The sequence below is a fragment of the Streptomyces sp. NPDC033165 genome (assembly GCF_055577965.1).
In genome coordinates, this window is the sequence record NZ_JBVIPK010000002.1 from 166664 (window position 1) to 178713 (window position 12050).

General features: G+C 73.5%; 12 protein-coding genes. 7 read left to right on the forward strand and 5 right to left on the reverse strand.

All coding sequences use genetic code 11. From position 1 onward, the window contains the following. The first annotated feature begins 147 nt into the window (after nt 1–147). From ACZ5WC_RS05050 to ACZ5WC_RS05060, 3 genes are all read left to right on the forward strand, one after another. Nucleotides 148–1992 carry a serine/threonine-protein kinase gene (locus tag ACZ5WC_RS05050; RefSeq protein WP_468539543.1) on the forward strand — a complete coding sequence of 615 codons (1845 nt, stop codon included), beginning with the start codon at nt 148–150 and terminating at the stop codon, nt 1990–1992. A 71-nt stretch (nt 1993–2063) separates the two neighbouring features. Next, nucleotides 2064–3263: a cyclic dehypoxanthinyl futalosine synthase gene (mqnC, locus tag ACZ5WC_RS05055; protein ID WP_096624866.1), complete on the forward strand. Its 1200-nt coding sequence runs from the start codon at nt 2064–2066 to the stop codon at nt 3261–3263. A gap of 7 nt (nt 3264–3270) precedes the next feature. Continuing rightward, a complete protein-coding gene (locus tag ACZ5WC_RS05060; RefSeq protein ID WP_468539544.1) occupies nt 3271–3936 on the forward strand; it encodes an imidazolonepropionase-like domain-containing protein in 666 nt (221 codons plus the stop codon). A gap of 29 nt (nt 3937–3965) precedes the next feature. On the opposite strand, the gene ACZ5WC_RS05065 is transcribed toward ACZ5WC_RS05060, so the two are convergent. Genes ACZ5WC_RS05065 through ACZ5WC_RS05075 form a run of 3 tightly spaced genes read right to left on the reverse strand, consistent with a single transcriptional unit; the run spans nt 3966 to nt 6565 of the window. Beyond that, complete coding sequence (locus ACZ5WC_RS05065) at nt 3966–5105, reverse strand: DUF3152 domain-containing protein (RefSeq protein ID WP_468539545.1); 1140 nt, start codon at nt 5103–5105, stop codon at nt 3966–3968. Beyond that, on the reverse strand, nt 5102–6022 hold the full coding sequence (locus tag ACZ5WC_RS05070; RefSeq protein ID WP_468539546.1) for a hypothetical protein: 921 nt from the start codon (nt 6020–6022) through the stop codon (nt 5102–5104). The genes ACZ5WC_RS05065 and ACZ5WC_RS05070 overlap by 4 nt, the downstream gene beginning before the upstream one ends. Nucleotides 6023–6031: 9 nt before the next feature. Beyond that, nucleotides 6032–6565, reverse strand: a complete 534-nt coding sequence (locus ACZ5WC_RS05075; RefSeq protein WP_311120984.1) for a SigE family RNA polymerase sigma factor — start codon at nt 6563–6565, stop codon at nt 6032–6034. A gap of 296 nt (nt 6566–6861) precedes the next feature. Between ACZ5WC_RS05075 and ACZ5WC_RS05080 the strand changes: the two genes are divergently transcribed. Continuing rightward, a complete protein-coding gene (locus ACZ5WC_RS05080; RefSeq protein ID WP_096624874.1) occupies nt 6862–7554 on the forward strand; it encodes a demethylmenaquinone methyltransferase in 693 nt (230 codons plus the stop codon). Nucleotides 7555–7576: 22 nt separating this feature from the next. Here the strand turns inward: ACZ5WC_RS05080 and ACZ5WC_RS05085 are convergent, their stop codons facing one another. Next, complete coding sequence (locus ACZ5WC_RS05085; RefSeq protein ID WP_468539547.1) at nt 7577–8104, reverse strand: GNAT family N-acetyltransferase; 528 nt, start codon at nt 8102–8104, stop codon at nt 7577–7579. A gap of 97 nt (nt 8105–8201) precedes the next feature. Here ACZ5WC_RS05085 and ACZ5WC_RS05090 point away from each other — a divergent pair, with 97 nt between their 5' ends. Then, nucleotides 8202–9485, forward strand: coding sequence for a geranylgeranyl reductase family protein (locus ACZ5WC_RS05090; protein WP_468539548.1), 1284 nt, complete (start codon nt 8202–8204; stop codon nt 9483–9485). Between the two features lie 160 nt (nt 9486–9645). On the opposite strand, the gene ACZ5WC_RS05095 is transcribed toward ACZ5WC_RS05090, so the two are convergent. Next, nucleotides 9646–10302: a CGNR zinc finger domain-containing protein gene (locus ACZ5WC_RS05095; protein WP_468539949.1), complete on the reverse strand. Its 657-nt coding sequence runs from the start codon at nt 10300–10302 to the stop codon at nt 9646–9648. Nucleotides 10303–10448: 146 nt separating this feature from the next. Here ACZ5WC_RS05095 and ACZ5WC_RS05100 point away from each other — a divergent pair, with 146 nt between their 5' ends. Beyond that, nucleotides 10449–11186 (forward strand): metallophosphoesterase, encoded by a 738-nt coding sequence (locus ACZ5WC_RS05100; RefSeq protein WP_468539549.1) that lies wholly within the window; start codon nt 10449–10451, stop codon nt 11184–11186. A 232-nt stretch (nt 11187–11418) separates the two neighbouring features. Continuing rightward, nucleotides 11419–11643, forward strand: a complete 225-nt coding sequence (locus ACZ5WC_RS05105) for a hypothetical protein (protein WP_468539550.1) — start codon at nt 11419–11421, stop codon at nt 11641–11643. The last annotated feature ends 407 nt before the right edge of the window (nt 11644–12050 follow it).

A 12050-nucleotide genomic window follows, 5' to 3' on the forward strand; every position in this document is an offset into this window, starting at 1 on the left:
GTGGCGAAAAGATCCCCTCCTGCCCCGAGAAGGGGGAATGGTCCGACCGTTTCCCGGTGACCGCGCCGGTGGCGCCCCCTAGGCTTCGGTCCGAGTCCGGACCGTACACAGGGTTCAGCTGTCCACAGGGTTCACAGGGGAGTCCATATGCAGCCGCTGGAAGCGGGCGAACCGCACACCATCGGTGCCTACCGGCTGCTCGGCAGGCTCGGCGCGGGCGGTATGGGCCGGGTGTACCTCGGACGCAGCGCCGGAGGCCGTACGGTCGCGGTCAAGGTCGTCCACCCCCACTTCGCCCTCGACGAGCAGTTCCGCGCCCGGTTCCGGCGCGAGGTGGAGTCCGCCCGCCGCATCGGTGCGCAGTGGACGGCCCCGGTCCTGGACGCCGACCCGGACGCGCCCGTGCCGTGGGTGGCGACCGGCTACGTGGCCGGGCCACCGCTCTCCCAGGCGGTCACCGAGCACGGCCCGCTGCCCGAGCACGCGGTACGCACCCTGGGCGCGGGTCTCGCCGAGGCCCTCGCGGCCGTCCACGGGCAGGGCATCGTCCACCGCGACGTGAAGCCGTCCAACGTGCTGCTCGCCCTCGACGGCCCCCGCCTCATCGACTTCGGCATCGCCCGGGCGCTCGGCGCGACCGTCTCGCTCACCTCCACCGGGGTCTCCGTCGGCTCGCCCGGCTACATGGCGCCCGAGCAGATCCGGGGCCGGGACGTCTCGGGCGCCGCGGACGTCTTCTCGCTGGGCGCGGTCCTGGTGTACGCGGCGACGGGCGAGGCCCCCTTCCCGGGCGACTCCTCCGCCGTACTCCTCTACAAGGTGGTCCACGAGGAACCCGAGCTGGGCGATCTGGAGGGCGAGCTGCGCGAGGTGGTCGCGGGCTGTCTGGCCAAGGACCCGGACGCCCGTCCCGCCCCGGCCGACCTCGCCCGGACGCTCGCTCCCGGCGGTGCGGCGGCGATGGTCGCGGGCGGCTGGCTCCCGGGCCGGCTGGTACGCGAGGTCAGCCGGTCCGCGGTGGCGCTGCTCGACCTGGAGCCGCAGGACGCGCCCGTGCAGTCGGGTCCGGTGCCGTTCAGCAGCGCATCGCTGGGAGGGGGAGCGGGAGCCGGAGGGGGAGCGGGCGCAGGGGCGGCAGCAGGGGCGGCCGCTCCGGACGGCGGGAACGGCAACGGGGGCCGCCCCGGCGGCCTCGGGGCATTCGGGCCGCCCGTCCCGCCCCCGCCGGACGCCCCCTTCGGCACACCGCCCGGCACGGGCGGGCCGGGCACGGGTCCGCTCCCCGGGCAGCGCAACGGCGACCCCCACGTCTCCATGACCGTCAGCGCCGAGAACCGGCGGACTCCCGGAGAGCGCCGCAGCCGCCGAGTGAGCTGCACGGTCGCCCTGGCCGTGGCAGGCGCGCTCGCCGTCGTCACCCTCGGCACGGGGCTGCTCGACGGCGTCTTCCCGGGCGGCGGCGCCGACCGGGGCGAGGGCAACGACGCCGCGGCCACCCCGCCGTCCGCCACCGCCTCCGGCCCGCCCTCCGCCTCCGCGTCGGCGGAACCCACCCCCTCCGGACCCTCCCCCTCCGGGCCGGGCGACCCCACCGACGCGGGCGACACCCCGGTGAGCGCGTTGCCGAAGGCGTACATCGGCACCTGGGAGGGTCCGCTCACCGAGAAGACGAGCGGACAGCCCCACGGCACCCTCACCGCGGTCTTCACCGAGGGCAGGAAGGGCACCCAGGTCGTCCGGATGTCCAACACCGTCTCCCAGCTCGGCATCACGGTCACCTGCAACAGCGTCGGCACCCTCACCTCCGGCACCGCCGACGAGCTGAACGTCCGCGAGCGCACCGACCCGGACCGCCCCAGCACCCCGGGGCTCTGCACCACCACCGAGGCGGACCTCGTCTTCCGCCTCACCGACGACGACACGCTGGAGTACCGCTCGAAGGAGCGTGCAGCGGGTCTTCCGTACGGGAAGCTCACCCGGTCCGGCGGCTGACGGCGCAAGGGGCTGGCGTACGCTGGATCGGTCCGTGGATCCTCAAAAAACCGCCGAAAGGTGACAGCCCGGTGACCGAGAAGGCCGACCTTCAGCCCGTCCTCGACCGAGCCGCCGAGGGCGGTCGGATCACCCCGGAGGAGGCGCTCGACCTCTACCGGTCCGCGCCGCTGCACGCGCTGGGTGCTGCCGCCGACGCCGTACGCCGCCGCCGCTACGCCGGCACGGAGCACATCGCGACGTACATCATCGAGCGCAACATCAACTACACCAACGTGTGCGTGACGGCCTGCAAGTTCTGCGCCTTCTACGCCCCGCCCAAGGCCACCGACAAGGGCTGGACCCGCGATCTCGACGACATCCTGCGCCGCTGCGCGGAGACCGTGGAGCTGGGCGGCACCCAGATCATGTTCCAGGGCGGCCACCACCCGGACTACGGCGTCGAGTACTACGAGGAGCACTTCTCCGCGATCAAGAAGGCGTTCCCGCAGCTGGTCATCCACTCCCTGGGCGCCTCCGAGATCGAGCACATGGCCCGGATCTCCAAGGTCTCCGCCGAGGAGGCCATCAGCCGTATCCACGCCGCCGGGCTCGACTCCTTCGCCGGTGCGGGCGCGGAGCTGCTGCCCGCCCGGCCGCGTACCGCCATCGCCCCCCTCAAGGAGTCCGGCGAGCGGTGGCTGGAGATCATGGAGATCGCGCACGGCCTGGGCGTGGAGTCCACCTCCACCATGCTGATGGGCACCGGCGAGACCAACGCCGAGCGCATCGAGCACCTGCGGATGATCCGGGACGTGCAGGACCGCACGGGCGGCTTCCGCGCCTTCATCCCGTACACCTACCAGCCGGAGAACAACAAGCTGAAGGGGCAGACGCAGGCCACGCTCTTCGAGTACCTGCGGATGATCGCCATCGCCCGGCTCTTCCTCGACAACGTCGCCCACATCCAGGGCTCCTGGCTGACCACCGGCAAGGAGGTCGGCCAGCTGTCGCTGCACTACGGCGCCGACGACCTCGGTTCGATCATGCTGGAGGAGAACGTCGTCTCCTCGGCCGGGGCCAAGCACCGCTCCAACCGGCTGGAGATCATCGACCTGATCCGCAAGGCGGACCGGGTCCCGGCCCAGCGCGCCACGACGTACGAGCACCTCGTCGTGCACGACGACCCGGCGATGGACCCGGTCGACGAGCGCGTGGTCTCGCACATCTCGTCCACCGCGATCGAGGGCGGCACGGCCCACCCGGAGCTGAAGCTCCTCAACGCCAACTGATGCTCCTGTGCTGACGATTCACGCCGCGCGCCTGGTCCTTCCGGTCGGCGCGGCGGCAGTGGGGGGTGGGGCCGGTGGCGCCGTGGCGGTGGACGGCGACCGGATCGCCGCCGTCGGTCCGTACGAGGAGGTCTCCGCCGCGTACCCGGCGGCCAGGGTCCGCCGCTGGCCCGGCCTCCTGACGCCCGGCCTCCGCCAGGACCACGCCCGGGAGCTGCTCACCCGCTGCTACCACCCGGACCCGCGCGAGGCCGACGAGCTGGGTGAACTTCCGCTGTGGGGCGAGGCGTTCGAGCGGCTCGCGGCGACGATGGACGCACCCCGGCGGGCGGGCAGCGTCCGGCGCGGGCTCCAGCGGATGCTGCGGCACGGGACCACGCACGTGGTGGGCCCGTTCGGCGCGGACGAGCCCGCGCTGCGGACGGCTGTCTCCCGGTCGGGGCTGATCCAGGTGGGCCCCCCGTACCCGCGGGAGGCCTCGGGCCCCGCGGACCTGGACCCTTTCGCGGCGGGCGGCGACCTGGCCTCCACCGCGCACGGCCCGCTGACCGTCGGCGGCCGCGCGGACCTCGCCGTCTTCGACGTGCCCGACGAGGCGGCGCTGCGCGAGGGCGGGGCCGGGCGCTGCGTGGCGACGGTGCTCGCGGGCCGGCTGGTGCACCGCGCCCGCTGAGGCCGTCTCCGCATCCTCCGGGGAGGAGGTCAGGGCACCTTCGGGCCTCCCAGATAGCGTCCCTTCGCGTCGTACGGCCAGGCGTTGGCGACGCAGCCCTTCAGCCCCTTGATCTGCTGCATCATCGCGGGCGCGGGGCGGCCCTCGCCGGGACAGGTCTCGTGGCCGCGCCCCAGCCAGTGGCCCACTTCGTGGTTGATGATCAGTGCCCGGTACTCGGAGACGGGCCCGTCGAACTGCGGTGAACCGAGCAGCCAGCGCTTCAGGTTGACCATCACCTTCTCGCCGCCCCGGCAGTTGACCTCACCACGGGTGTCCAGGCCGAACTCACCGCACAGCCGGTCCGTGGTCGCCGGAGTCGCGATCCGGATCACCAGCCCCGCCGACCCGTCGGCGACCTGGCGGAACGAGCGCTCGCCGCCCTGGTTCCAGCCGCGCGGGTCGGCCAGGACGGCGGCGACGTCCTCGGCGGCCCGGTCGGGGTCGACGCCGATGCCGTCCTCCACCTCGACCCGGTACGCGCTGCCCTCGCCGGACGCCGTGACTCCCGCGCGGGCGACGGTGAACGTGCCGGGCCCCGAGGCGGGGACGTCCCCGGGCGCCGGCCCGTCGGCTGCGGGCTCATCCGCTGCGGGCTCGTCGGCCGGCTCCTCCGCGGTGGGGGAGGGGGACGGGGGCGTGGGCTTCGGCCGTACGGGCTCCGCCGCGTCGTCCGGTCCGCCGGGCGCGGCCGTAGGGGTCCCGGCGGGGCCCGCCGCCTCCGCCGGGTCGCCCGCGCCCTGCCAGGGGCGGCCGACGAGGAGTGCCGCGCCCGCCAGGACCGCGAGCGCCAGCACGGCGAGACCGGTCACCCGGCGCCGGTTCCGCCGCCTGCGCCGGACCAGCGACCGGGAGTGTGATCGGGACTGCGACCGGGACCGGGACGGGGAGCGTTCCTGTGACCGTTCCTGCCGACGCTCCTGCGACCGCGCCTGCGATCGGGACCGCGACCGCGATCGGGACCGCGACCGGGACCCTTCCTGTGACCGTTCCTGCGATCGGGCGTGGCCCGTCGACCGCGTACGGCCGTGCGCGGGTCCGGGAGCCGGGTCCGGCGGCACGAGGAAGGCGTCCGCGTCGCGGTCCCCGTACGCGGGCGGCAGGGTGCCCGTGGTGCGGCGGCGCGTCACGAGGCGCCCCCGCTCCGCGGCACCGGCTGGGCGTCGGCGTACGCGACCAGCTCCCGGAACCGCGGGCTCTCCGCCACCCGGATCAGGGCCCCGGTGGTGAGGGGCGTGCCGCTCCACCCGGACGGCGCGGGTGAGACGGACAGCGCCACCGTGCTGCGGCCGGCCTGGTAGCGGAGGGAGACCACCGTCCCCGTCCGCCCCTCGGCGGGCTGTTGGAACACCTGGGCGGGCGTGCCGTCGGCCAGGGCGATCCTGTCGCAGGTCAGCCCTTTCTCCGGGAGGTCGCGGCAGGCCGGCGCCGCGCTCCCCGCAACCGGGTGCACCGACAGGCGGACGGAGTGCACGACGCCGCCGCGCCGCCCCTGGTAGTTCTGCGCGCCGTCGCCGACGGGGCGGACGGTCCCGATCGACGAGGGCAGCAGGGCGTCCAGCGCCCCGGCCGCACGCCGCCGGAACTCCTCCAGGCGCTGGGCCTCCTCGGGGGTGAGGGGCGGCGGGGCGGAGCGGGACGGGGGCGCGGCGGGCGGAGTCGTCGGCCCGTCCGAGGAGTGCGTCGGCACGGGGGTGGACGTGGGGGGCGTCATGTCGGGGCGGGGCTCCGTCTGTTGGGGCGAGGGGCTGGGCGGGGGCAGGGAGAGGGACGGTCCGGCGGGAGTGGCGGGTACGGTGCCCGGCCGCGACAGCAGCCAGGGGCCCAGCACGGAGAGGCCCAGCGTCAGGGCCGTGACCGCGACGAACGTGCCCGCGACCGCGGCCGCCCGGCTCCTGGCCCGCCGCCGGTGGCCCTCCCGTACGGCCTCGGGGACCAGGTCGGGCAGCGGGGACAGGGTGTCGGCGGTGCGGTGCAGGGCGTCCCGGAGGAGCTGTTCGTCGTGCGCGGAGGACGGCGGGCGCTGCTCGTACGGTTCAGGTTTCACGACCGGCCCTCAGCTTCCTGTGGTGTAGAGCTGGACGTCGCCCATCCGGGCGCGCAGTCGGACGAGGGAACGCGAGCACTGGCTCTTCACCGTGGACTCACTGCACCGCAGCAGCGTGGCGACGGTCTCCACGCTCAGGTCGTCCCAGTACCGCAGGACGACCATCGCCCGTGCGCGGGGCGGGAGTTCGGCGAGCAGGGCGAGCAGCGTCACCCGGAGGTCCGCGCCCGGAGCCGGATTGGGCTGCGGGCGGGGCGCGTTGCGGTTGTGGGCGAGGAGATCCCGTACGGAGCGGCGTCGTTCGGCCACGAAGGTGCGGACGAGGACGGTCTTGGCGTAGGCGTCGAGGTTGTCCGCCCGGCTCGCCCGGCGCCAGTGCTGGAAGAGCTTGGCGAGCGTGGTCTGCGTCAGGTCCTGGGCGCCCTCGACATCCCCGCACAGCAGGTAGGCCGTCCGGTACAGCCGCCGTTGCCCGTTCCGTGCGTACGCCTCGAACGCGGCACTGTCGCCGTCCGCCACGGCGGGCTCCGACCCTGCCGGCATCCGCCTTCCCCTCTCCTTCTCCTGCGTTTCTGCTCTCCCACCCCTTACAGAGCGGGCATGTGCCGAAAAGGTTGAAGAGTAGTGAAGATCAGTTCGAGAGATGTGCGGACCGGCTCACCACACCGGTCACGCGCCGGTCACGCATCGATCACGCACCGGTCATGCACCGGTTCGCCGTAGCGCCTCGGAGGCCTGCTGGCGGCGACGGCCTGCGGTGGGGGCGCGCCGAACATCCCGTACGACGTCGCCGAGACCGCCCTCGCCGATCCGTACGGCGGGGCTGCTTGAATGGATGGGTGACCCGAGCCTCCCTGGAAAAGCAGCCGCACGAAGTCGCCTCGATGTTCGACGGTGTGGCGGCCAACTACGACCTGACCAACGACGTGATCTCGCTCGGCCAGGCCCGGCTGTGGCGCAAGGCGGTCGCGGCGGCGGTCGACGCCCGCCCCGCGCAGAAGATCCTCGACCTGGCGGCCGGTACGGCGACCTCCTCGCAGCCCTTCGTGAAGGCGGGCGCCTACGTCGTACCGTGCGACTTCTCGCTCGGCATGCTCAAGGTCGGCAAGGAACGCCACCCGTGGATGCCGTTCACCGCGGGCGACGGCATGAAGCTGCCGTTCAAGGACGAGACGTTCGACACCGTCACGATCTCCTTCGGGCTGCGCAACATCCAGGACACCGATGTCGCGCTGCGTGAGCTGTACCGGGTGACGAAGCCCGGCGGGCGGGTCGTGATCTGCGAGTTCTCGCAGCCGACCTGGACCCCGTTCCGCACGGTCTACACGGAGTACCTGATGCGCGCGATCCCGCCGGCCGCACGCGCGGTGTCCTCCAACCCGGACGCGTACGTCTATCTCGCCGAGTCGATCCGCGACTGGCCCGACCAGCCCGCTCTCGCCGCACTTCTTCAGAAGGCGGGCTGGTCCAAGGTCGCCTGGCGCAATCTGACCGGCGGCGTGGTGGCCCTGCACCGGGCCACCCGCGCCTGACGTTCCCGTAACCGCCCGGGGCTCAGAGCTCCAGCCGGAAGCAGTGGGCCTCCTGGCCGCGCGGGGTGGCGTACGACTCGGCCCGCCGCATCCCGAGCCGTTCCGCCACCGCCGTCGACCGGGCGTTACGGGAGTGGATCATCGCGACCACCTCGCTCACCCCGGCCGCGCGCACCCGCTCCAGCGTGGCGCGGGCGGCGACGGTGGCGTACCCGCGCCCCCACGCCGCGCGCCCCAGCCGCCAGCCGATCTCGGTCGCGCCGACCGGCCCGTAGTGGGTGTGCGGCCACGGCTGCGCCCCGGTGAAGCCGAGCACGGTGTCGTCCTCGTCGGTGACGGTCCACAGGCAGTAGCCGAGCTCCGCGTCGTGGCGGCGCTGGCGGGCGGTGAGTTCCTCGTACACGGAGAAGTCCGCTCTGCGCCCCCCGAAGTACTCCATGACCTCGGGGTCGTCGAATACCCGGTACCAGGTCAGGGCGTCTTCGTCGGTGGGAACACGGAGGCGTACGACGGGGGCCGAAGCAGGGGGCGAAGCAGGCGCGATCGACATGGGGGAGCCCTTCGGAGGGTGGATCTGCAGGCCCCCATAGACTGCACGGGACATGTGCCGCGCGGCACGCGAATTCGAGTCTTCGGGAGATCCGACCGTGACCGAGCCCCTCTCCGAGCACAGCGCGGACGTGATCGTCGTCGGAGCGGGCCCAGCCGGCTCCACGACCGCGTACTACCTCGCCAAGGCCGGACTCGACGTCCTGCTCCTGGAAAAGACCGCCTTCCCCCGGGAGAAGGTCTGCGGCGACGGGCTGACGCCCCGCGCCACGAAACAGCTCGTCTCCATGGGGATCGACATCTCCGAGGAGGCGGGCTGGCTGCGCAACAAGGGCCTGCGCATCATCGGCGGCGGCGTCCGGCTCCAGCTGGACTGGCCGGAACTCGCCTCCTACCCGGACTACGGACTGGTCCGCAAGCGCGACGACTTCGACGAACAGCTGGCCCAGCAGGCGCAGAAGGCGGGCGCCCGGCTGTACGAGCGCTGCAACGTGGGCGCGCCCATCCGCGACGAGCGCACCGGCCGCATCACCGGCGTCGAGGCGAAGCTCGGCGAGGAGAAGACCCCGGTCACCTTCCACGCCCCGCTCGTGGTGGCCGCCGACGGCAACTCCACCCGGCTCTCCCTCGCGATGGGCCTGCACCGGCGCGACGACCGTCCCATGGGCGTCGCCGTCCGTACGTACTTCACCTCCCCCCGCCACGACGACGACTACCTGGAGTCCTGGCTGGAGCTGTGGGACCGGCGCGGCGCGGAGGACCGGCTGCTGCCCGGCTACGGCTGGATCTTCGGCATGGGCGACGGCACCTCCAACGTCGGCCTCGGCATCCTCAACTCCTCCTCCGCGTTCAAGGAGCTGGACTGGCGAGAGGTCCTCAAGGCCTGGTGCGCCTCGATGCCGGAGGACTGGGGCTACACCCCGGAGAACATGACGATGCCGATCCGGGGCGCGGCCCTCCCGATGGCCTTCAACCGCCAGCCGCACTACACCAAGGGCCTCCTGCTCGTCGGCGACGCGGGCGGCATGGTCAACCCGTTCAACGGCGAGGGCATCGCGTACGCCATGGAGTCCGGCCAGATCGCGGCCGACGTCATCGTCCAGGCCCACGCCCGCGCCACCCCCGCCCAGCGCGAACTGGCCCTGAACAACTACCCGAAGGTCCTCAAGGAGACCTACGGCGGCTATTACACGATGGGCCGCGCCTTCGTGAAGCTCATCGGCAATCCGAAGGTCATGAAGGTCGCCACCCAACGCGGCCTGACCCACCCGGTCCTGATGAAGTTCACCCTCAAGATGCTCGCCAACCTGACCGACCCCCAGGGCGGCGACGCCATGGACCGCATCATCAACGGCCTCTCGAAGGTGGCCCCCCGAGCTTGACCATGCGAGGCCGGGCCGCTCGTTGGGCAGTCGAGCCGCCCGGCTCGTGGCGTTTGGCCGTCGAACGTTGACGGTCTTCACCTTCGGTGAGCCGGGAAGCTCCTCGGCGGCCTTGCACAGCGCTGGGATGCGCGACCGACCGTACGGCGGCCGACCGGCTCTACGAGTCGGCCGGGTTCGTGGAGGCCGACCGGCTGTGGTCCGACGCACCGCGGCCGGGGCCGGCCTCCGCCGCGCGCGTGCGCTCGTAGTGGCGGGCGACGCGGGCCCGGTTGCCGCAGGACGGTTTGCACCACTCCTGGCGGCCGTGGCTCTTGGTGAAGTAGCGCACGCAGCGCGGCGCGTGGCAGGCCCGTAGCCGCTCTCGGTGCGGGCCGCTCAGGAAGTCGACGGCGTCGCGTGCCAGGGCCGCGATCACTTGTACCCGCGGGTCGTCCTCCGCCGACAGCAGCCGGGTCACGGGGGCTTCTTCGGCCGGCCAGTCCAGTTGCGGGGCGACGAGCTCGCGGGCGGCGGCCGCGTTGAGGTGGGCCAGGGCCTGGTCGACGGGGAGCAGCCGGTGGGCGTCGGCCGGGCTGGGCGGGTCGGGGCTGACCGCCCGCGCGAACAGGGCCCGGACCGCCCGCCGTACACCGACGATCGCCTCCCGCAGCTCCTCGTCGGCGAACAGGTACCCGGCGGCGGGGGAGGCGGCGGGGGAGGCGGGCCTCAGCAGGCCGGGCTGCTGCCGGAGCCAGCGGGTCGTCCCCCGGACCGTGTCCAGGTCGTCGAGGACCCCGCCGTCGCCGTCGTGGCGGATGGTGCTCACCAGCTCCATGACGAGACGCTGTGCCACCGGTCGCTCCCTTCGCCTCGCGGCCTCCCGTGCACCCGGCCGTCGCCGTCCCTTGTGCACCCGCGCGGCCTCACTCTAGAGTCCTAACGGGAAAATGAAAATTAGCGTTAGGCGGGGGACGGGTCGACATGCTGCTTGCCCAGATCAGTGATCTGCACCTGGACGGCACGGAACGTGCGTCCCGGCGCACCGCCCGCGTCATGGACCACGTGCGGGCCCTGCCCCGCCCGGTCGACGCACTGCTCGTCACCGGAGACATCGCCGACCACGCGACCGAGGCCGAGTACGAAGAGGCCGTCCGTCTCCTGGACGCGCCGTTCCCCGTGCTCGCCTGCCCCGGCAACCACGACGCCCGCCCGGCCTACCGCAAGGCCTTCCTCGGGGAGGCCCCCGGCACCGCGCCCGTCAACCGCGTCCACCACATCGCCGGAACCGCCATCCTGATGTGTGACGCCACCATCCCGGGCCGCGACGCGGGCCGCCTCGACACGGAGACGCTGGCCTGGATCGACGCCACGCTCACCGCGCTGCCGGACGGCGTCCCCGCGCTGATCGCCTTCCACCAGCCGCCCGTCGAGCTGCACCACCCGCTGCCCGACGCCGGGATGCTCGAAGAGCCCGAGCGGCTCGCCGAACTCCTGGCCGCCCACCCGCGGGTCGTCGCCGTCCTCACCGGCCATGCCCACACGGCGGCCGCCTCCACCTTCGCGGGCCGCCCGCTGATCGTCGGGCCCGCCGTCACCTGGACGCTGCGCATGCCCTGGGAGGGCGACCGCCCGGCCGACCGCGACCAGCCCCCCGGGCTCGCCTTCCACGTCCTGGACGAGGGCAGGCGCCTGACCACCCACTTCCGCGCCGTGCTCTGACTCCCTCCACCCACCCCGCCACGCATATTCCGCAGCTTCCCCGGTGATCCTGTGCGATGATTTGCGCGCCTCCCCCGGTCGTCGGGCAGCCCCCGGGCCGGTCGGCGCCCGCCCCGCCCGTAGCGGCGCGCGGTGCGTACGACGCTTCATGACGCACGCTCACATCGATCGCAGGCCAGCGGGGTACGGAACAAGCCGATACAGCGCTGCTCGACCCCAAGGACAGACAGCCATGACCACCGCATCCCTGCCCCGGAACTCCGCACGCCCGGAACCGGCCGCCACGGACACCGCCGCGCCCCAGCACCACGGCCTCTTCCTGGAGCCCCACTTCGCCGTCGACCCGACCGCGACGGACGACGACGAGGACCTGGACTCCCCGTATGACGCCCTGCCCGCCCCCACCACGTCGGCGCGGGAGCCCGAGCGGACGAACCGCCGCCCCCGCCGCCGCTGACCACCCGCCACGCGCCCTCCGGCAGGGCAGGCGCTGATGCGTGTGCCGTCGGGCCTGGACAGCTCCGGAAGCCCGCCCGGAGTCGGCCGGAAGCCCGCCGGAAGCCCGCCGGAAATCCGCTGGATGCCCCGCCGCCCCGCGCGTACCCTTGCCCCATGACCAGCCCCGAGTCCGACAGACTCCGGCCACCGGTGCGCCGGTGGCCGTGTTCGTGCTGAGCGTCGCCGACCGACCCCTCGGGGCCCATCGGCCCCTTCTCGTACGGTTCCACGCCCGCCGGATCACCGCGGGCACGGGCCGTTCCCACCCGCGTACGCGCTGAGGTACCGACGCAAGTACCGCCGTACGCGGGGTTCGTGACCCGGTCGATCCCGGCCGGGCACTCCTCCGCGCCGCACCTCGCCTCC